A 20,383-nucleotide genomic window follows, 5' to 3' on the forward strand; every position below is an offset into this window, starting at 1 on the left:
CGCATGAAGCGATTGATATATCTTACGCTCACCTTGGTTTTGGTTGCCTGCGGAACACGCAGAGGCTATTTCAACTTGGATGGCCGACTACTCAACCTTAACCAAGGTGAGTTTTATGTTTACAGTCCTGACGGTGTGTTCGACGGCATTGACACGATAAAGGTTGAAGGCGGACGCTTCACTTTTGAGACGCAATGCAAGGAGAGCGGCACGCTCGTCATCGTATTTCCAAACTTCTCCGAAGTGCCGGTCTTTGCCGAGCCGGGCAAGTCTGTTTCCGTAAAGGGTGACGCATCACACCTTAAGGAAATTGAGATTGAAGGTACAAAGGAGAATGAACTTATGACGGCTTTCCGTCAGCAGCTCGTAAAGGCGTCGCCTCCTGAGGAGATGTCTTATGCTGAGAATTTTGTGAAAAACAATCCGGCTACGGCTGCCAGCGTGTATGTTCTTAAGAAATATTTTATCCTCGTTCCAGATGTAAACCTTGACAAGGCTGCAAGTTTGGCTGATATAGTTTACAAGGCACAGCCGAAGAACGGTGAGGTTGCACGCATTGTGCGTTATGTGAAGATGATGAAAAATAATGCGGGTGGCGCCAGAATACCGTCGTTCTCTGCACAGGATATCAACGGAAAGAACATTTCCGCTTCATATCTTCAGGGTAAAGTTGCCGTTGTCTATACATGGGCTGAGTGGAGCTATGAAAGCCGTAACATGCGCGACAGGCTGCTTAGACTGAAAAATGAGTATGGAAATAAACTTGCGCTGATGGGCATAAGCCTTGATGCAAGCAAGCGTACATGCAGTTTTGCTGTGCGCAGTGACTCTACGGCATCGCCTGTAATATGCGACCAGCTTATGTTTGAGAGTCCGCTTCTTGAGACCTTCGGCCTTGGACGCGTGGCAGACAACATTGTATATAATGCGCAAGGACGAATTGTAGAGCGCAGCCTGAACATCAATGAGCTTGAAACTAAGCTCAAGGTACTGCTTAATTAACGCTGTGCTTTTGCCGTTTGCCATTGTCTGCACCCTGTTGTGAGGTGCGAATTTGTGACATTGGTGATGCCGGCAGTTGGAGCTTCAGCATGAATTTTTGTCTGTTTCTGAGTTACAGACATTATAGCTATATGAATACATTTGTAGAGTTAGCGCGGTTTTTCGCAGCTAACTCGATTTGTAATTGACACAAGATTAATTGGATAATTGGTGATATATGCTTGTAAAAACTTATTGTGCGGCCGTCAATGGCCTCGACGTAACAACCGTTACCGTTGAGGTTAGCGTGTCGCGAGGTGTGCTTTATCATCTCTCCGGCCTTGCGGATACAGCTGTGAAGGAGAGCCGCGACCGTATTGTGGCTGCCCTACAGAATAATGGTATAAAGTTTCCCGTTGCCGACATTACCGTGAATATGGCTCCCGCCGATCTCCGTAAAGAAGGCAGCAGCTACGACCTGCCGCTGGCAATAGGCATTCTGGCTGCTATCGGAAAGGTGAAGCCCGACCTGCTGTCAGAGTATATGATAGTAGGTGAGCTTGGGCTCGACGGCATGATACAGCCCGTGAAAGGTGCTCTGCCGATATCTATCAGGGCACGCAAGGAAAAGTTTAAGGGACTTATTGTGCCCAAACAGAACGAAAGAGAGGCTGCCGTAGTGAATAACCTTGACGTCTACGGTATGGAGAGCATAATGGATGTTGTGAACTTTCTGAACGGTGAGGGCGACTATAAGCCTACCGTTGTCGACACGCGGCGCGAGTTTTACGAGCATCAGAGTCATTTCGAACTTGACTTTGCCGACGTTAGAGGGCAGGAAAACGTTAAGCGGGCTATGGAAGTTGCGGCTGCAGGAGGCCACAATATGATAATGATAGGTCCGCCCGGAAGCGGCAAGTCAATGATGGCCAAGCGCCTTCCGTCGATATTGCCTCCGCTCTCGCTGGCCGAAAGTCTTGAGACTACGCAGGTGCATTCTGTTGCCGGAAAGCTGGGTAAAAACATGTCGCTGATATCACAGCGGCCGTTCCGTTCGCCACATCACACCATATCTCAGGTGGCACTCGTCGGCGGAGGAATGAATCCGCAGCCCGGAGAAATATCGCTTGCACACAACGGCGTGCTCTTTGCCGACGAACTTCCGGAGTTTAACAAGTCAACTCTTGAGATGCTGCGCCAGCCGTTGGAAGACCGCAAGATAACCATTTCGAGAGCAAAATACACCATAGAATATCCCTGCTCGTTCATGTTTGTGGCCTCGATGAACCCGTGTCCGTGCGGATATTACAACGATCCTACCCACCATTGTGTGTGCACGCCGGGACAGATACAGCGCTATATGAACAAAATCAGCGGTCCGCTTCTCGACCGCATCGACATACAGATAGAGATAACGCCCGTGCCCTTCAAGGACATATCTCGTGCAGCACCGGGCGAGAGCAGCGACGTAATACGCGAAAGGGTTATCAAGGCTCGCCACATACAGGAGGAAAGATTCAGGGAATGCAAGGGAGTTCACTGCAATGCGCAGATGAGCGAGCGCATGATACACCAGTATGCCGAGCCCGGCGAAGACGGCATTGAGATGCTGCGCATGGCCATGGAGAGGCTAAACCTGTCTGCCCGAGCCTATAACCGCATACTGAAAGTGGCGCGCACCATAGCCGATCTTGAGGCTTCAGAGCGTGTGTTGCCGCAGCATCTGGCTGAAGCCATAAGTTATCGTAACCTCGACAGGAGCGACTGGGCCGAGCGAGGAGGCGCATAAGGCATGTTGCTGCCTGCTTTACAGCAGAAAAAATTAAATAACAGTAGGCCTTTATAATTGACAATAAACAAAAGGAAACATGAATGTAGGTATAAAAATCCTGAACATTCATGTTTCCTTTTTTATTTTTTCTTAGTGTAGAATCTTTTATTGAATGAGTCTTTTGGCGAAATATCTTACGGGATACCACACCGAGGCAAAGCCAACGGCAAGCACTGTGATGAATATTATGATGATGTCTTCAGGATGAACGCTCACCGGATAGGCATCCACGATGAATGAGCCGCTGCTGCGTCCCAGCGAAACAAGTCCGTAAACCTGCTGCAGCCAGCACAGCAACAGACCGACTAATATGCCGAGTATGGCTCCGATTGCCGATATCATGCGGCCTTCAAACAAGAATATCCTTACTATCTGCTTGTCGCTCGCGCCCATGTTGCGCAGCGTAACCACGTCGTTCTTCTTGTCGATAATCAGCATCGACAGCGAGCCTATGATGTTGAAGCAAGCCACGGCAAGGATGAACGTAAGGAAGATATAGGCGATAAACTTCTCTATCTTCATAATCTTGAACGTGTCAGCCTGCTGCTCCATACGGTCGAGAACGCGATACTTGCTGCCCGCAATTTTCTGCATCTCAGCCTTTACGGCGTCAAGATCGCTGCCCGGCTTGAGTCTGATCTCAAGCTGCGAGAGCATGCCCTGCTGACCGAACAAATTGCGTGCGAATGCTATCGAAGTCAATACGTAGTCGCGGTCGTAGCGCGCTTGTTTAACGGAAAACACCACACCGGGCGAAATCACCGAATCTTCAACAAATCCTTCGGTAGGATTCATCAGGTCGAGCTGTCCCTCGCGCTTCGGAGCATATATCTTCAGCTGTCCGTCCCAGTCGGCCGTCATGCCAAGGTTGTCGGCAAGGCGGATGCCCACAACGCCAAACTGGAGATTGGCGGCATGCAGCGAAAACTCGCCGTCGCCATACAGAATGTCGTTGATGTGCGACAGCTCGCTGAAGTTATCCTCAACGCCCTTCACCTTAATCATGGCCTGTCTGCCCTTGTATATGGCCATCGCCTGGTCTTCCACGCTCTCCGTTGCCACGTCGACCTGCGGCAGGTTGCGTATCTTTGTCAGTATAGGGTCGTCTGCCGGGGCTGTCTTTCCTTTAGTAGGTACAATCTCAATCTGCGGGTCGAACGATGTCAGCAGCGACGCCACGAGGTCGTGAAAGCCGTTGAACACACTGAGAGTTACCACCAGCGCCATTGTGGCCACGGCCACACCTACGACGCTGATGCCGCTGATGATGTTGATGACGTGTGTGCTCTTCTTTGAAAAGAGATAGCGGCGTGCTATGTAGAATGGAAAATTCATTTCTTCAGCAGCTCGTCAATGTGCTCGATATAATCAAGAGAGTCGTCGATGAAGAAGCGCAGCTCGGGGATAATTCTCAGCTGGTTTCTCACGCGCGTACCCAGTTCGTAGCGTATGGTTTTCTCGTTAGCCGTGATGTTCTTTATCAGTTCTTCCGACTTCTCGGGCGGAAATATGCTCAGATATGCCGTGCAGATGCTAAGGTCGGGACTGATGCGGCAGCGCGTAACGCTCACCATCGTGCCTCTCATGCCTCTTGTCTGCGACTGGAATATCAGGCTCAGTTCTTTTTGCAACAGTCTTGCAATGCGGTTTTGTCTTGTTTCCTGCATATTGATTTTTCTTTTTACGTTATCTTTATGTTATCTGCCGTCCGGTTTGGCGGAGGCTGTTTGTTTTGTGCAAACTTACTAAAAAAAACTGAGACAAGCCCATGCTTTATGGTTATTTTTTGCCTTTAGTGCCGTGCCGGTCTTCTGTCCGTACTGATGACACGGGTGTACTGTGTGGCATAATTTGTCCGCATTAGTGCTGCCGTCATGCTTTTTCTTGTAAAATAAACATTATGTTGATGCCTAATTCTGTTAACGTTAGTTTGCATATAGCCTATTTTATTCTTTCTGTATTTAACATTTTAATGAGCAGTATTTTTCCTCTAATAAATTAAAAAATGCGCTTTCTGTTTATGAATTTTGCCTGTAGAAATGTGAGAATGTGTATAGTTATTGTGATTACATATACTATTCGCACTATTAAAAGCACTATTTTAGCTTCTAAAAGGCATTAAGTTGTGATGTAAAACGTACCCTTTTGCGCTCTGAAACGTGGCTTTTTGCATGATTCCAGGCGTAAATCCGGGTTTTAGACGATTTGTATTTACGGCTTGGTTATTGTAAATCGCTGACATACAGACGCTTATGTGTAAATGACGTTTATGCCCGCTTTTTCGTATCCTGAACCGATGTTTTGATTCCGGAATGAAAAAGTAGGCATAAAAGTGTTAATATAAAAGATGTTGGTTTAACTAAAATTTACGTTTTGAAGGTTGCTGATTATCGTTGCCGATTATATCCCATGATGCATATACGGGATATGTTAAGTTTTCTCATTTAACTATGTTTTAATATTAAGTGGTTGCGTATATTGTTGAAAATAACTATTTTTGCCACCGACAAAACCTTAAAATGCAGTTCTATGAAAAATAATAATGCCGACGAAGAAACGCGTGGGCGCAATGGTAAACGCCGCAAGCCGTGGTATGGAGAAACTGGCGAAACCATTGCGATTATAGCCGTTGTTGTGGTCTTGGTGTCTGTCTTTGCGCTCGACCGTTGTGGCGACAGTGTGCATCAGCAGCAGCCGTCGTCGATAATCATGCGCGACACCGGGCAGCTGCGCCATAATGCAGCCGCAGACAAGCCTGCCGTAACTACAAGACAATTGCCCCGTACAGAGGAGACGCCACAGGAAACGGCACGCCGCGAAGGAATGGAGGCCGGATATAACGACGGCATGGAAGACGGCGAAGTGGGCGAGAAATACGAAACTCATTACAGCGAAAACGCTTCAGACTACTCAGGCAAGCTTCAGGAATGTTATGAAGATGGCTATGAGGAAGGTTACGACGAGGGTTACAGCGAGGGCAGGCAGATGCACGATGATGCCCTTTGATGTGCCGTAGCCCTGCAACATCTTTATTCTTTTATCTGTTACAGCCCTGCCGCGCCGGCTTTGTCGGCATGGCAGCATGCAGGCTGTCGTGTCTGCGTGCGGCATTGCCGTGAGAGCATTCCTGCCGGATACTGATGACAGACTTTAGTTTAACCTCGGGATGTAACATAAAATTTGCCGGAGCAGGTCTGCTTGCTACATGCTTTTTATGCAGTGTAACAGCAGGCCGGCTCCGGCAAAATCTTGAATAATCACTCCTAAAAAGTGATTTTGTCTGCGATTAGTGTAAAATCGCGAAATGCTTTATTTATGCCTGCGAATAATGCTGTTTACGATTTATGTATACCCTATGTGTATTATTCGCAGGCTGATTAAGCTGCTCATGCCGGTGCTGTGGCGCAGCATGTCCTTGTTATTCGCTTTCGCCTATAGTCTCCTTAATTATTCCGACACATGCCGCACCGATGATGAGGAACACACCGGCCACAATCATCATGTGGCTCTGTGCGCTGCCTACAAGCGTGAGGACCACGCCGCCGAGTGCTGCCGCTATGATCTGCGGGATGCATATCGTGCCGTTGAACAGACCGAGGTAGGCACCCATGTGGCTGCCGTTGAGGGCGTTGGTGACGATGGTGAACGGCATGGCCAGCATTGCAGCCCAGGCACATCCTATCAGAAGATAAGGAATAAAGAGAACATACTGGTCGCTGATGTAAGGAATCATCAGGAAGCCTATGCCGCCTAGCACGAGGCTGAGGGCGTAGGCCATCTTGCGGTTAGAGAAGCGCGGCAGAGCCATAGCCCATACCACACTGCCTATTGCCTGCACCGCAAACAGAATGCCGACCCAGTTGCCGGCCTCCTGAAATCCTGCCGATGTAGGGTCGGTGGTCTGCCAGCATGTTTCGGCTATGGCACCGTTGGTGTAGTTCCACATATACAGGAATGCAGCCCAGCTGAAGAACTGCACCAGACCTACGGTCCAGAAAGCCTTCGGCGCGTTGCGCAGCAGTTTCACGACGTTCACCTTCTCTTCGTTAAGCGGCTTGTCGAGTCCGTGATATTCTGCATACTCCTTCGGCGGCATCTCCTTCACCTTTGCCGATGTGTAGATGACGCACAGGATGAGGATGGCGGCTCCGATGTAGAACGAATAGATTACCGAGTCGGGCACTACGCCCTTTGCAGCCACGTTGCTTATGCCGAGGAACGTGAACAGGAACGGGAACACATAGCCCACCAGCGAGCCGGCGTTGCACAGAAAGCTCTGTATAGAGTAGGCCAGGGCTTTCTGCTTCTCGTTCACCATGTCGCCCACGAGCATCTTGAACGGCTGCATGGCCATGTTGATGCTCGTGTCGAGAAACATCAGCGAGATAAGACCGAACACCATGGCCGTGCTGACAGCCATGCCGAGAGAGCCGGCGTTGGGCAGCAGGCACATGACGAGTACGGCCACCAGTGCGCCGACAAACAGATAAGGTATGCGCCGGCCGAAGCGGCACCACGTCTTGTCGCTCAGCGTGCCCACTATAGGCTGCACGATGATGCCCATAAGCGGAGGCAATATCCAAAAGTAGCTAAGATTGTGAGGGTCGGCCCCCAGCGTTGCGAAAATTCGGCTGATGTTGGCGCTCTGCAGTGCGTAGGCAATCTGCACGCCGAAGAAGCCGAAGCTCAGATTCCAGAGCGTTGCGAAACTCAGGTCGGGTTTCTTCTTCAAGTTAGAACTCATAGTTTAAGGCGTTTATTTTTATTTATGTTATTATATGCTTGCTGTTGCCGCGGCTAATGTGCCGCAGTCGTCAGTGTATTCAGCTGTTATTTTGTCGACCCGCGCACCACGAGTCTTGTTCTTACCACTCTTTTCTCAATCTTGTCGAGCGGTATTCTGCCCTCGGCCTTGCCTATCAGAATAGATGCAGCCTGTCTGCCCACCTCTTTTCCGTTCTGTTCGACCGTGGTGAGCATAGGGTCGCAGGCAATGGCACGCTGTCCGTTGGTGAATCCGCACACCGAGATGTCCTCAGGGATGCGCAGTCCCATGTGCTTTGCCGTGTACATTATGCCGATGGCCGTGTCGTCGTTGACGGCGAAGAAGGCGTCGGGCCTGTCCTCCATGTTGAGCACCTCGGGCGTAATCCTTTCGGCATGTTCTCGGTTGTCGCAGAATCTTTTCACGCAACTGTCGGGGTCTATGCCGTGCTTGCGCAGCGCGTCGTGCCATCCGTTGTATCTGTTCTTCGATATCTCGAGGTTCATGCTCGAGCCGTAGTAGGCTATATGCCTGCATCCGGTCTTGATGAGATATTCCACGGCCGAGAATGCTCCCATGTAGTCGTCCACCACCACGCGGCACGTGTTCATGCCCGTGCAGATGCGGTCGAAGAACACAAGCGGCACGTTCTTGTTTATCAGGTCGGTAAAGTGGTCGTACTTTGATGTGTTGATAGCCTGCGACACAAGTATGCCGCACACCTTGTTTTCATAGAACGAGCGGCACACTTCCACCTCTCTGTCATACTGCTCAAGGCTCTGCGCCACAAGTATGCGGTAGCCGTATTTGTCGGCCTCCTCTTCGATACCGCTCAAAACTGACGAGAAATAGAAGTGGGTAAACTGCGGTACAATCACTCCAATGACTTTTATAACCCGTCTGTTGCGCAGCGACTCGGCGATTATGTTGGGGCTGAAGTTGTGTTCCTCGGCATATCGTCTTATCTCGTCGCGCCTTTTTGCGCTGATTCTCGGGCTGTCTTTCAGTGCCCTCGAAACCGTTGCCACAGAAACCTTAAGTTCTCTGGCAATGTCTTTCATCGTTATGGGTGTGTTCTTTTCTGGCATCGGATTTTATTTTACAAAGCAAAAGTAGTCAAAACACAATTATCTTGTCTTTCACATTATTATTATTATATCGTTTTATTTGTGTAAACGTTTGCACAGAGCAAAACGTATTTTTTAGCTAAAAAAAAGATAATTTTATCATATCTAAACGTATTTTTGCAGCTAGAAAAAATGACCTTAAAGCTCTATTTTTTGAACTACTGCAAATATAAACAATTTAATTAATAAATCATTAATGTTAACTTTAAAACCACAAGAAGATGAAGCAGGTAAAAATGAAAACCTCTATTAGGATTCTGGCCATCTTGTTTGGTCTGTTCCTATCAGTGGGAGCATTTGCCCAAAGTACTATTACCGGGCAAGTTACAGATGCTTCCGGAGAGCCGATCATCGGAGCTACTGTCCGTGTTGCAGGTCAGGGCGGCGGTGTGATAACTGATATTGACGGAAACTTCAGTATCAAGGCTGAGCCGGGCAGCATGCTGTCGGTTTCATACATCGGATACAAGACGGTGGAGACGGCAGCATCGCAGAATATGAAGATAGCCCTTCAGGACGACTCGCAGTTGCTTGAGGACGTTGTCGTTATCGGTTACGGAACTGTCAAGAAGGGCGACCTCACCGGTTCTGTTTCTGCTATGAAGCCTGATGATATGAGTAAAGGTATCACCAACAACGCTGCCGACATGCTTGTCGGTAAAGTTGCCGGTGTGGATGTTATCACCAGCGGCGGTGCCCCTGGTTCAGGATCTCAGATCCGCATCCGCGGAGGTTCGTCTCTTAATGCAAGCAACGACCCGCTGCTCGTTATCGACGGTCTTACCATCGACAACAACACCGCTACAGGTATGAGCAACGTGCTGGCTATGATCAACCCTAACGATATCGAGACTTTCAACATCCTTAAGGATGCTTCAGCTACAGCCATCTACGGTTCGCGCGCGTCTAACGGTGTCATCATCATCACCACAAAGAAAGGAAAGAAGGGCTCTGGTCCTAAATTCTCTTACAACGGCGACGTAACCGTTTCAACAACTCAGAAACGCTATGAAGTGCTCAACGGCGACGAATACCGCGCACTCGTAGGCAAGGTTATCGGCGAGAGCGGCGTTGCCATGCTCGGCAATGCAAACACCGACTGGCAGGACGAGATATTCCGCACTGCAGTGAGCACATCTCACAACTTGTCAATGACCGGCGGACTCAAGAACATGCCTTACCGCGTGTCTATCGGCTATCAGAGCGACCAGGGTATCATCAAGAACTCTTTCATGAACCGTTTCAACGCTTCTGTTAACCTTGCGCCGTCATTCCTTGACGATCACCTTAACTTCAACATCACTGCCAAGTACATGGCCGAGAAAGACCGCTATGTTGACAGCGGCGCAGCCATCGGCGGTGCGCTTTCAATGGACCCGACACGCCCTGTAATGGACGACAGCGAGCCTTACAAGTGGCTGGGCGGCTACTGGCAGAACATCGTTTCGGCAAACTTCAGCGATCCTTCTTGGGCTTACACCAAGAATCCTAACGCTCCTCAGAACCCTGTTGCATATCTTGAGCAGAACGAGTGCTATGCTCATTCTAACGACTTCACGGCAAACGTTGAGGTTGACTACAAGATTCACGGATTTGAGGATCTGCGCCTGCATGCAAGCTATGGTGGACAATATACTGCAAGCCGTCAGAGCGACATAAATTCTCCTTACGGTTACAGCAACAACTATTATGGCTGGGACGGCCGTACTTACTATTGGAAATACAGCATCACGGCTAATGCCTATGCACAGTATACACACACCTTCGGCGCTCACTACATCGACGTGATGGCCGGTGCCGAGGAGTCACACTATCACCGCAGCGGATACAACATCGGACAGGGTACAGACCCGTATACAGGCGAGGCCAACAACCCGGCTCTGAGAAACGAGACAGAGTGGGCCACACACAACTCTCTGGTGTCTTACTTCGGACGTCTCAACTATACATTGCTCGACCGCTATATGCTTACAGCCACAATCCGTGCCGACGGTTCTTCACGCTTTGCCGACGGACACAAGTGGGGCTACTTCCCCTCTGTAGCTCTTGCATGGAAGATCAATGACGAGAAGTTCATGAAGAACATCAAGTGGTGGAACGAGTTCAAGCTCCGTCTCGGATGGGGTCAGACAGGTCAGCAGGACATCGGTTACGACTTCCTCTACACTCCGCTCTACGTAAACAGCAACTCTTATGCTCAGTATCCTTTCGGCGACACATACTATTACACAATGCGTCCGAACAAATACAACCCCGACCTGACATGGGAGACAACAACAACATGGAACGCAGGTCTTGACTTTGCATTCCTGAACAACCGCATCACTGCAAACATCGATGCTTACTATCGTGAGACAACAGACCTTATCCAGGAGGTTGCTCTTCCTACACTTATGAACTTCGGTCAGCGTATGGCACAGAACATCGGTTCACTTGAGAACTACGGTGTTGAATTCACAGTAGGAGCCAAGCCTATCGTTACTAAGGACTTTGTATGGGACGTTCAGTACAACGTTGCATGGAACCACAACGAGATTACAGAGCTTATCGGCGGTGACGAAGACTATTATGTTGAGTCTGGTTCAACCATCTCACGCGGTAACAGCACTCACGTTCAGGCACACACAGTAGGCCAGCCGGCCAACTCATTCTGGGTTTACCAGCAGGTTTACGACGAGAACGGTAAACCGCTCGAAGGCGTATATGTTGACCGCGACGGCAACGGCATCATCAACAACGACGACCGTTACTTCTACAAGAGCCCGGCAGCTGACGTATTCATGGGTCTTACAATGAAGTTCACATACAAGAACTGGGATCTGAGCACAGCATTCCGCGCATCTCTCGGCAACTATGTTTACTATGACTTCTTGTCTAACAGGGCAGCCGTAAGCGCATCAGGACTCTACTCTAACAGCGCATTCACAAACACTACACAGGCAGCCGTTGACCTCGGCTTCAGCGGAACAAACGGTACTGAGTATTATCTCAGCGACTATTTCGTACGCAACGCATCATACCTGAAGTGTACCAACATCACGCTTGGCTATTCGTTCCCGGCTCTGCTTAAGTATGCAGGACAGGATTACTTCTCAGGACGTATTTTCGCAACTGTGCAGAATCCGTTCATCATTACAAAATATAAGGGACTCGACCCTGAAGTTGCAGGCGGTATCGACAGAAATCCTTACCCACGTCCATTCAGCGTTCAGATCGGTCTTAACCTTAATTTCTAATGGTTGTGCATTTATATAAAAGTAATAAATAAAGGACATAACAATGAAAAAGATATTTTTTAGAACATTGGCAGTCGCTGTGCTTGCAGCCGGATTGACCGGTTGTGCCAACGACCTTAACATAAGCTCAATCGACCCGCAGACCAAGCCGTCTGCTGATCCTACGGCTTTGCTGGCTAAATGCTATGCCACTCTCGGACTTACCGGTCAGAAAGGTGTAGCCGGCAATGGCGACTTGAGCGACGACGAGGGTGAGTCGGGTTTCTACCGTACAACGTTCAACTGCATGGAGCTTCCCTCTGACGAGTGTGTATGGGCTTGGCAGACAGATACTGACATTCCGCAGCTTACCAACATCGCATGGAACTCAAGCAGTATCCGTACTCAGTGGGTTTACACACGCCTTACCTACGACATCACTCTGTTCAACAGCTACCTGAGCCAGGTGCCCGACGACGAGGCCAACAAGCTCAACCGTGCCGAGGTACGCTTCCTGCGTGCTCTCCACTATTGGTACATGCTCGACCTGTTCGGCAAGTCACCTTTCAAGCTCGACTTCAACATCAGCGACCTTCCTGTTGAGAAGAGCGGCAAGGACCTTTACACATGGATCGACCAGGAGCTGACTGAGATTGAACCGCAGATGGCCGAGGTTGGTGCTTACTGCAACTCTGAGAACTTTGGCCGTGCCGACCGCGGTGCTGCCTATATGCTGCATGCACGTCTGGCCCTCAACTCTGAGATCTACACCAAGGGCGAGATTAAGGATTATGACAAGGCTATCAGCTATTGCGACCTGCTTATTGGCAGCGGAGCTTACGAACTTTCAAAGACAGCCAAGAACGGCTATTCAGGATATGCACAGCTGTTCATGGCCGACAACGACGAGAACCCGCAGGCTATGAAGGAGATTATCCTGCCTATCCGTCAGGACGGACAGAAGACACGCAGCTACAGCGGCTCATTCATGCTCGTCAGCGCGACACGTATTGCCGGAATGCCCGACATGGGAACAACTAACGGCTGGAGCTGTATCTTCGCACGTGCAGCAATGGTAAAGAAGTTCTTCCCCACACTGTCTGACTGCCCGATTTCTACAGAGCCGGCTCCTGCCGGAGCTACAGAGGCCGAAATCAAGGCTCTCGACCAGCAGGACGGTTCGTCAACAGCTCAGATCGTGGCTAAGGCAGGCGACGACCGCGCTTTGTTCTACGGCGGCCGTGGCGGTGGTGTACGCAAGCTGCAGACAGATGCTATATCAAGCTTCAACGACGGACTTTCTATCGTTAAGTGGAACAACTTCCGTACAGACGGTCAGCCCACACACGACACCGAATATCCCGACATAGACATTCCGCTGTTCCGTTATGCAGAGGTTTATCTTACACGTGCAGAGGCTTATTATCGCAAAGGCCAGCCCGAGAAGGCTGTTTCTGACATCAACGAGCTGCGCAAGCGTGCCAACGCAAAGCAGATAAGCTCTATCACATCTGACATGGACATCCTCGACGAGTGGTGCCGCGAGTTCTATCTCGAAGGCCGTCGCCGCAGCGACCTCGTACGTTTTGGCTGCTTCACGACAGGCAAATATCTATGGGACTGGAAGGGCGGAGCCGCTAACGGAACAACCGTTGACTCTCACTATAATGTTTATCCTATACCGGCAACCGACGTGCTCAACAACAGCAACCTTACACAGAACCCCGGTTATTGATAACATGGCAATCAGTTTGCAATAAAGTTTTAAAATGAAAATGATTATGAAAAATATAATAAAGAAACTGTTCGTTCCGGCACTGGTGTTGGGCGTGCTGCCTTTCATGGCTTCATGTGAGACCGACGACGAGAGCAACCCTATATTAAATCAGCCCGAATCGTTTGTGCTTAACGTGCCGGCTCATGCCAACGACAATGTATACGACTTGGCTAACTCTACATATGTCAACCTTACGACATCGCAGCCCGACTATGGCTTCCCTGTTGTAACCACTTATCAGGTGCAGGTTTCTATCGACCCAGACTTCGCTTCTGGCGATGCTGCCAAGGTGGAGGCTGCCACTTACACAACTCTTGAGACCACATACAACCAGGCTAACATGAACGTAAATGCTACCGAAATGAACAATGCCATTGTAAGAATGTATCAGGAGAAGAACAACGGCGCCGACCCATCCGGCATAGTTATGCCTGTTTACGTGCGTATGCGTGCCCACATCGCCAACAGCGACAAGGGCTGGTGCAACTCTAACGTAATCACTCTGCCAAAGGTTGTTGTATCTTATGTTGCAACAATGCCTAAGACTGTATATATCGCAGGTTCTTCTATCCGCAACGGTTCTGAGGCTAAGCCTCTTGCTGCTGTCTACGGATTCGAGGGTCAGTTCTACGGCATGGCTTATCTTGCTGCAGGCTCAACATTCATGTGGGGCGACACAGACACACCGGACAAGGGCTATGCACTGACCAACTCGTTTGACGACCAGGCCGGCGCAGGCTTGTCTCAGGGTGCTGACGGCGGCATACAGGTGGCCAACGGCGGATGGTATGTTCTGTTTATGAACGTTTCGGTTGAGAACAACCAGATTAAGTCTGCCCTCACTGTTTATCCGGGCGAGGCTTACGTCATCGGTACTGTTATGTCTCAGGGGGACAATTGGGGACAATTCCCGGAAACTCAGCTTACAGCTCCTGCCGATGCTTCTGCTCAGTGGGTATCTCCTGCCTTCCTTGCCGGCGGCGAGCTCCGCGCAAGCATCAAGGTGCCGGGTCTCGACTGGTGGCGCACAGAGTTCACTCTCTATAAGGGCGACCTCTACTGGCGCGACTGCGACATCCCTGACAATTGGGCTAAGAACGTGGGCAGCGACTATTCTGTTACCTGCGAGAAGGGTCAGAAACTCTATGTAGACTTCGACTACGACAGAGGAGAAGTAAAATAACCAATAATCTAAACCATTTAACAGAAATATCATTATGAAAAAGATATTATTTTTGGGCGGTCTGTTGCTTTCAGCCATGACGTTCGTTTCATGTAACGGCGATTATGACGACTGGGCCGACCCGCAGAGCAATCCGCAGGAAGAAGCAGTTACGTTGCCGGGCTATACGGCAACGGCTGCCGACCCTATCGACCTGGCTAACCCCGGCACAAGCGTCAAGGCGTTCACGCTTTCGGCTGCAACCCTGCCAGAGGGTGCCACGATAGAGCATACACGTGTAGAACTGTTGCCGGCTGACGGCTCTTCTGCAACAAAGAAAACGCTCGAGGCAACCGCCGACGGCATGCTCGACAGCACTGCGCTTCAGGACGCCGTGGTTGAGTTCTACGGACGTCGTCCGGCAGCCCGCGTGTTCGACGCTCAGGTTTATTCTGATATCGTCATCGGCGGCCAGTCGTTCCTGGTTGATGCCGGCAAGATTCAGATTTCAGTTACGCCTAAGGCTCCTTACATTGCCGACGCTTATTATCTTGTTGGCGACATGTGCGGATGGGCTGCCGATGCAGCTATCAAGTTCTCACATTCAGGTGCCGATGTATATGAGGATCCTGTGTTCTCTGTAGTGTTCACAACACCTAAGGCCGACTGCTACTGGAAGATAGTTCCGCAGGGCAACATCGACTCTGGCGACTTGTGGCATGAGGGAACAGACGGTGTTGTGGGTGTTGCCATTGACGGCGACCCGAGTCTCACAGGCTCACTCGTAACCACAGCTCCTAAGGCCGGCAAGATAGAGAAACAGGGCTTCTATAAGCTCACCGTCAACATGATGGACTATACTTACACCATCGAAGAGATGGCCGGCGAGTATTACATGGTGGGCGACCTGCAGGGATGGAACAACGACCCGGCTACAGGCATGACATGTCTGTTCTATCCGCAGACAAGCACCGTGATGAGCTACACTACAAAATGGAAGGGTGCTTACGACCTGAAGTTCTGGGCAGGTGCCGACTTCGGCAACTGGGACAAGGCTTACGGATGTGCAGTTGACGGCGACAACTCTCCTGCCGGCAACATCGTAAACTCCGGCGCACAGTCTATCTCTGCTCCTTCTGCCGAGTATTACACCTTCACCATCGACATGACAACCATGAAGTATACATGGACTAAGCTCAGCGACCAGGCTCCGAAGGAATACACCTCAATCTCGCTCATCGGCGACTTCAACAGCTGGAACGGCGACGTAGACCTCACTCAGGTTACTCCTCACAACTGGTATGCCAAGGTCAGCATCCCGTCTGACGGCGGACTCAAGTTCCGTGCAGGACATGACTGGGCTGACAGCTGGGGCAACGGTGCCAACATTGCCGACAACTATTATGGCAAAGCCGACTATAACGGCGGCAACATGACAGTTCCGGCTGGTACCTACAGCGTCTACTTCAACGACATTACCACTGAATTTGTATTCTTAGCAGAATAATATCAGATTTTGTGTTATGCGCCATGCACCCTTGTTTAAATACAAAGTGCGTGGCGCATTTGATTTTTTGCGGCGCCTCTGGCCCAGGATAAAAAACTTACAGAAATCATACGTCATACAAAATAATTCTATAACTTTGCTTTTGGTTATCATAGCGATTATTGTTCATTATTCTTTTTCCGCAAAAGATACGGCAATTTCGTTAATCACCAATTTTACAAGCATTTACAATTCATCTAACTCGCTTTTAAAAAATTATAGGATATGAAGTATTGGATGCAACCTGCTAATCCTAAAATATTTAAGATTACAGAACTATTTCAAAAGAGAGACGTGGTTGATTGGCGTCAATTTAGAAATTATGAAATTGGAGACATTGTATATTTATATATTGCTAGACCTATTTCGCAAGTAGTATTTAAAGCAGAAGTAATAGATATAAATGTTAAAGCAGAGAATACTATTGCTGATAAAGAATTTTGGGTAAATCCTAAAGATTTTGATACAAGTATTAATCTGAATCGCTTTTATAGAATGAAATTGCTCGCAAAGAACACTACAGAACTTCTTAAATTGAATGATTTGTGCGAAAATGGGCTTAAAGCCGCTCCGCAAGGTTCATTGATTATCAAAGAGCCACTTCTTTCTTATATTCAAGGAGTGTTCTAAATTAATGTGAGTTCGACGTTGTTCTTAGCGTTGTTTTGAAGCAACAAGGCTATTGTTCTGTCGGATATGTTATCCGACAGCATCACGTATCAGGATCTTTGATCCGAGACTCATACCTATTAATAAAAATTAGGAAGTAATCGGAGTTTTTCAACTAAAAAGCCTTAATCTATGAAGCTAAATCTAATTTGTTCATGTTTTGCCGCTATGTGTGCGGCGTTCGTTGTTTCGTCATGCAGCAGCGACGACGAAGGAACGACAACGGTAAACGTCCGTAATGTCTACACTACGGGATGTAAGACCGAAGGACAGCCTTCACAGGCCGGCTCCGCAACAACACGCAGTCCGTTTGATACAGAGTATGTAGAGTATAAGAGCAAGAGCGACGGTTATGTCTACATCAACCATGCTAACGTGTCTTACAACTGCTGTTCGGAGAAAATAGACGTTACGCTGACCGTTACAGGCAACCGCATAAGCGTTGTTGAAAAGGAGACCGACACAAGCTGCAACTGCATCTGTCCCTTTGACGTCTCTTACGAGGTCGGGCCGTTGAAGGCCGGCAAGTATATTCTCGTGATAAACAGCCACAACACGCTCCACGAAATCAACTTCACGTATCCGTCAGACGGCAGGGTTGAGCTTTAGAATATTCTTATTTAAAGAGTAAAGACAAATATCTTGTGGATTCTGTCATTGTTATGAATCCACAAGATATTTTTTTGTTGTATATGCTATGCATGTGCAAGTGAAAAACGAAAAGTGAAGAGTGAAAAATCCAAATGCCTTGTGGTGATGCAAAATTTTGTAGGGAATTGTTGTTGAGAAACAGCAAGACTAATGTTCTGCCGGATATGACAAATTAAGTGAAGAACGAAGAGTGAATAATTCATATGCATTGTAGTGATACAAAATTTTATAGGGAATTGTTGTAGAGAAACAGCAAAGCTAATGTTCTGTCGGATATGCTATCCGACAGCAAAAAATATAAGGATCTTTGATCCGAGACTCATACCTATTTAATCAAAAAATAGGAAGCAAGCGGATTAAAAAAATCCTTATATTCAGTTCCGGCAGATTACAAATCAGCCGGCACAATAGTCTTGTTGGTATATGTCCGGCGTCACTGGAAAATCTTTTAAATTGAAATGCTTTATGGTGATGGAAAATTCTATTTTTGTTTTGAAGCAACAAGACTATTGTTCTGTCGGATATGCTATCCGACAGCAAAAAATATAAGGATCTTTGATCCGAGACTCATACCTATTAATTAAAAATAGGAAGTAATCGGATTAAAAAATCCTTATACTCAATTCCGGCAGATTAATTTTATTGATTGCCGGCACAATAGTCTTGTTGGTATATGCCGTTTGTTTTTAAGTTACAATGCATCTGACTTTAACTCCTAAAAAAATATCTCCTAAATTGAACGTTTAACGTCTCCAGAATCGCCATGCTCGTCACGGTTTCGTGGTTTGGCGTGAAAAATAGCTGATTTTGCACATTTTTGTTAAGACGTTGATTTATAATGTTTTATACATTTCGCTGAACTAAAACGCAATGGTTAAAAAATATTACTCGGCCACTTTTCGCTCAAAACCGATAGGTTTACCGTTCGGATGTTGCCCTTTTGCATCACAAAAACAGCCGTTTTAGCTCTGAAAATCCATGTTTTTGCGCCATTTTTGCATGAGAAAAGCAAACGGATGTTAAATATTTTGCTGCTGCAATGCATACTCTTTAACATCCGTTATATGTTGATTTTCCAGATTGAAAAAATATTTTGTCCTGACTTTTTACTTTTTCATGCTAACATCCTGACCACGGTTTAGCGTCTTTATGTTTTTATGTATAAGATACCCGGAATTTGTTTTATGTTGCAAAAATGAAATAGCTCGGCATGAAAAATACTTGGTAGGCGAGTGGGTTAGGAGGGAGACGAGGTGAGTTTTTGTGGGGTTTGAGTATATTATAATAAACAGAATGTCTTGTTTAGGACATCTTGTTATCAGGCAAAGCGAAAGGCTGAATCCTAATGCGATTTAGGTTAAAATGTGGCAGCAACAAAAGTGACGAAATGGTATGCATCTAAATTATTTTTTTATTTAATAATTCAGGCGTGACGTCACTTTTGTTGCTGCCGACTGTTTGCATAATGACTTATTTGCTTGAACTTGAAGTAATCTTTACAAGTCCTTCTTTATTAAAGCGATAAAACATTTCCGTGCGTTCTGGAGTGTCGTTCTCAAGCAGTAGAAGAAGTTCTTTGGCAAATTCCAAATAGCCGGAGCCGTTGGCTGTAACTATACGCTTGTCTGACACAGCCTGTTCGTTTACATAGTTGGCCTCGTTCGTATAGCTGTTTCCGCCCCAAAGTTTCAGTTGTTCCAGTCCGTTTCCGGTATGCCTGATGTTATTCAGAAATCCGTGTCTGGCGAGGAATGATGCCGCGTTGCATATTGCTCCAACAATGATGCCCCGACCGATGGCGTTTCTTACTATTGGCACCACTCTCTCGGCTTCCTGCCCGTTAAGCCAGCCGAATCCGCCTATAAGTATCAGTGCTGCGTAATCCTCGGGCATGGTGTCTAGCGAGTAGTCGGGCAGAGTGCGGAAGCCTCCGCAGGAGCATACCGCGTCCAGTGTGGGGGCAACGGTCTTGTTTACAAACTTAGGTGTCTCTTTCATGCCGCGCTCATCGCATGTTATGGCTGAGGCAAGGAACGCAGGTTCGTGGTCGGCATAGTTGTCCAGAAGGACATATAATATTTCGTTCTTCATATCTTTATCTTCTTTTTATTGTCTGACATTTACGTTTGCTCATTTCTTCGGCAAAAGCCTTTTCGCCTTTCTCTTTGATATAACGTATGCATGCCGCCCTGTCAGAGTTGAACAGAAAGGCAAACACTTTTGCTATCCAGTTTGAATACAGTTTGCAGTTGTTCACGTCGCGCGGGCACTCGGCGCATGTGTTGAATTTGTTTGCCATGCAGCATGAGCGTGTCTTGCACCATGACGCTTTCTCGTTCAGCCTGCATCCGGGACATTTCCCGGCAAGGTATTTGCGGCATGCTCCGCAATAAAGGCCGCAGGCCGCAATGTTTTGTGTATCAGAAATTATTGTTTTCATGTAAATCAACTTGTAGAGTGATTAAATTCTCCGTTAATCCAGAATGTGGCCTCTGTACCTTTAAAATGCAGAATGACATAGTTATGGTTGCATCGGCATTCCGCAACTTTGGCAGAAGTGTTGTTCCATATATCAGTCTATTTTGTGCCCATAAGCTCCTCTGAGGGCGGTTATACAATATGAAAGCGTGGAACTGCAATATATGATATTCGGGAAGTC

The 20,383-nt window shown here is 48.0% G+C and carries 15 protein-coding genes; 9 read left to right on the forward strand and 6 right to left on the reverse strand.

The window, feature by feature from the left end; all coding sequences use genetic code 11:
* Window positions 1–3: 3 nt before the first annotated feature.
* Together QVO66_RS05285 and QVO66_RS05290 are read left to right on the forward strand one after the other, a co-directional pair.
* Window positions 4–1,002 carry a DUF4369 domain-containing protein gene (locus QVO66_RS05285; protein WP_021854373.1) on the forward strand — a complete coding sequence of 333 codons (999 nt, stop codon included), beginning with the start codon at window positions 4–6 and terminating at the stop codon, window positions 1,000–1,002.
* 217 nt (window positions 1,003–1,219) lie between these two features.
* Window positions 1,220–2,770, forward strand: coding sequence for a YifB family Mg chelatase-like AAA ATPase (locus tag QVO66_RS05290; protein ID WP_021854374.1), 1,551 nt, complete (start codon window positions 1,220–1,222; stop codon window positions 2,768–2,770).
* Between the two features lie 147 nt (window positions 2,771–2,917).
* Here the strand turns inward: QVO66_RS05290 and QVO66_RS05295 are convergent, their stop codons facing one another.
* Both QVO66_RS05295 and rbfA read right to left on the reverse strand, forming a co-directional pair.
* A complete protein-coding gene (locus QVO66_RS05295) occupies window positions 2,918–4,147 on the reverse strand; it encodes an FtsX-like permease family protein (protein WP_021854375.1) in 1,230 nt (409 codons plus the stop codon).
* Window positions 4,144–4,479 carry a 30S ribosome-binding factor RbfA gene (rbfA, locus tag QVO66_RS05300; protein WP_021854376.1) on the reverse strand — a complete coding sequence of 112 codons (336 nt, stop codon included), beginning with the start codon at window positions 4,477–4,479 and terminating at the stop codon, window positions 4,144–4,146. Before rbfA ends, QVO66_RS05295 begins: the two co-directional genes overlap by 4 nt.
* Before the next feature lie 862 nt (window positions 4,480–5,341).
* Here rbfA and QVO66_RS05305 point away from each other — a divergent pair.
* Complete coding sequence (locus QVO66_RS05305; RefSeq protein WP_021854377.1) at window positions 5,342–5,818, forward strand: hypothetical protein; 477 nt, start codon at window positions 5,342–5,344, stop codon at window positions 5,816–5,818.
* Between the two features lie 412 nt (window positions 5,819–6,230).
* Here QVO66_RS05305 and QVO66_RS05310 read toward each other — a convergent pair whose 3' ends face one another.
* Window positions 6,231–7,544: an MFS transporter gene (locus QVO66_RS05310; protein WP_053398970.1), complete on the reverse strand. Its 1,314-nt coding sequence runs from the start codon at window positions 7,542–7,544 to the stop codon at window positions 6,231–6,233.
* 98 nt (window positions 7,545–7,642) lie between these two features.
* The gene (locus tag QVO66_RS05315; RefSeq protein WP_021854379.1) at window positions 7,643–8,665 is read right to left on the reverse strand and encodes a LacI family DNA-binding transcriptional regulator; all 1,023 of its coding nucleotides are present in this window, start codon (window positions 8,663–8,665) and stop codon (window positions 7,643–7,645) included.
* A gap of 260 nt (window positions 8,666–8,925) precedes the next feature.
* On the opposite strand from QVO66_RS05315, the gene QVO66_RS05320 reads away from it, so the two are divergent.
* The 6 genes from QVO66_RS05320 (at window position 8,926) to QVO66_RS05345 (ending at window position 17,682) form a co-directional block, all read left to right on the forward strand.
* Window positions 8,926–11,940, forward strand: a complete 3,015-nt coding sequence (locus QVO66_RS05320) for a SusC/RagA family TonB-linked outer membrane protein (protein ID WP_021854380.1) — start codon at window positions 8,926–8,928, stop codon at window positions 11,938–11,940.
* 43 nt (window positions 11,941–11,983) lie between these two features.
* A complete protein-coding gene (gene susD / locus QVO66_RS05325) occupies window positions 11,984–13,654 on the forward strand; it encodes a starch-binding outer membrane lipoprotein SusD (RefSeq protein WP_021854381.1) in 1,671 nt (556 codons plus the stop codon).
* A 46-nt stretch (window positions 13,655–13,700) separates the two neighbouring features.
* The gene (locus QVO66_RS05330; RefSeq protein ID WP_021854382.1) at window positions 13,701–14,879 is read left to right on the forward strand and encodes a SusF/SusE family outer membrane protein; all 1,179 of its coding nucleotides are present in this window, start codon (window positions 13,701–13,703) and stop codon (window positions 14,877–14,879) included.
* Window positions 14,880–14,913: 34 nt separating this feature from the next.
* Entirely contained in the window at window positions 14,914–16,365 is a 1,452-nt protein-coding gene (locus tag QVO66_RS05335) for an Outer membrane protein SusF domain-containing protein (RefSeq protein ID WP_021854383.1), read from the forward strand.
* Between the two features lie 264 nt (window positions 16,366–16,629).
* Window positions 16,630–17,034, forward strand: a complete 405-nt coding sequence (locus tag QVO66_RS05340) for an HNH endonuclease (RefSeq protein WP_021854385.1) — start codon at window positions 16,630–16,632, stop codon at window positions 17,032–17,034.
* A gap of 171 nt (window positions 17,035–17,205) precedes the next feature.
* Entirely contained in the window at window positions 17,206–17,682 is a 477-nt protein-coding gene (locus QVO66_RS05345) for a hypothetical protein (RefSeq protein ID WP_021854386.1), read from the forward strand.
* Window positions 17,683–19,194: 1,512 nt separating this feature from the next.
* Here QVO66_RS05345 and QVO66_RS05350 read toward each other — a convergent pair.
* Window positions 19,195–19,815 carry a DJ-1/PfpI family protein gene (locus QVO66_RS05350; protein WP_021854388.1) on the reverse strand — a complete coding sequence of 207 codons (621 nt, stop codon included), beginning with the start codon at window positions 19,813–19,815 and terminating at the stop codon, window positions 19,195–19,197.
* Window positions 19,816–19,819: 4 nt separating this feature from the next.
* The gene (locus QVO66_RS05355; RefSeq protein ID WP_021854389.1) at window positions 19,820–20,164 is read right to left on the reverse strand and encodes a DUF3795 domain-containing protein; all 345 of its coding nucleotides are present in this window, start codon (window positions 20,162–20,164) and stop codon (window positions 19,820–19,822) included.
* Window positions 20,165–20,383: the final 219 nt, after the last annotated feature.

The sequence above is a fragment of the Prevotella sp. CAG:255 genome, from assembly GCF_000431195.1.
GTDB classification, from domain to species: domain Bacteria; phylum Bacteroidota; class Bacteroidia; order Bacteroidales; family Bacteroidaceae; genus Prevotella; species Prevotella rara.

Coding starts and splice junctions, on each gene's coding strand:
- QVO66_RS05355 (WP_021854389.1), bottom strand. CDS start 20,164: ATGAAAACAATAATTTCTGATACACAAAACATTGCGGCCTGCGGCCTT.
- QVO66_RS05345 (WP_021854386.1), top strand. CDS start 17,206: ATGAAGCTAAATCTAATTTGTTCATGTTTTGCCGCTATGTGTGCGGCG.
- QVO66_RS05330 (WP_021854382.1), top strand. CDS start 13,701: ATGAAAAATATAATAAAGAAACTGTTCGTTCCGGCACTGGTGTTGGGC.
- susD (WP_021854381.1), top strand. CDS start 11,984: ATGAAAAAGATATTTTTTAGAACATTGGCAGTCGCTGTGCTTGCAGCC.
- QVO66_RS05305 (WP_021854377.1), top strand. CDS start 5,342: ATGAAAAATAATAATGCCGACGAAGAAACGCGTGGGCGCAATGGTAAA.
- QVO66_RS05295 (WP_021854375.1), bottom strand. CDS start 4,147: ATGAATTTTCCATTCTACATAGCACGCCGCTATCTCTTTTCAAAGAAG.
- QVO66_RS05315 (WP_021854379.1), bottom strand. CDS start 8,665: ATGCCAGAAAAGAACACACCCATAACGATGAAAGACATTGCCAGAGAA.
- QVO66_RS05290 (WP_021854374.1), top strand. CDS start 1,220: ATGCTTGTAAAAACTTATTGTGCGGCCGTCAATGGCCTCGACGTAACA.
- QVO66_RS05320 (WP_021854380.1), top strand. CDS start 8,926: ATGAAGCAGGTAAAAATGAAAACCTCTATTAGGATTCTGGCCATCTTG.
- QVO66_RS05285 (WP_021854373.1), top strand. CDS start 4: ATGAAGCGATTGATATATCTTACGCTCACCTTGGTTTTGGTTGCCTGC.
- QVO66_RS05350 (WP_021854388.1), bottom strand. CDS start 19,815: ATGAAGAACGAAATATTATATGTCCTTCTGGACAACTATGCCGACCAC.
- QVO66_RS05340 (WP_021854385.1), top strand. CDS start 16,630: ATGAAGTATTGGATGCAACCTGCTAATCCTAAAATATTTAAGATTACA.
- QVO66_RS05335 (WP_021854383.1), top strand. CDS start 14,914: ATGAAAAAGATATTATTTTTGGGCGGTCTGTTGCTTTCAGCCATGACG.
- rbfA (WP_021854376.1), bottom strand. CDS start 4,479: ATGCAGGAAACAAGACAAAACCGCATTGCAAGACTGTTGCAAAAAGAA.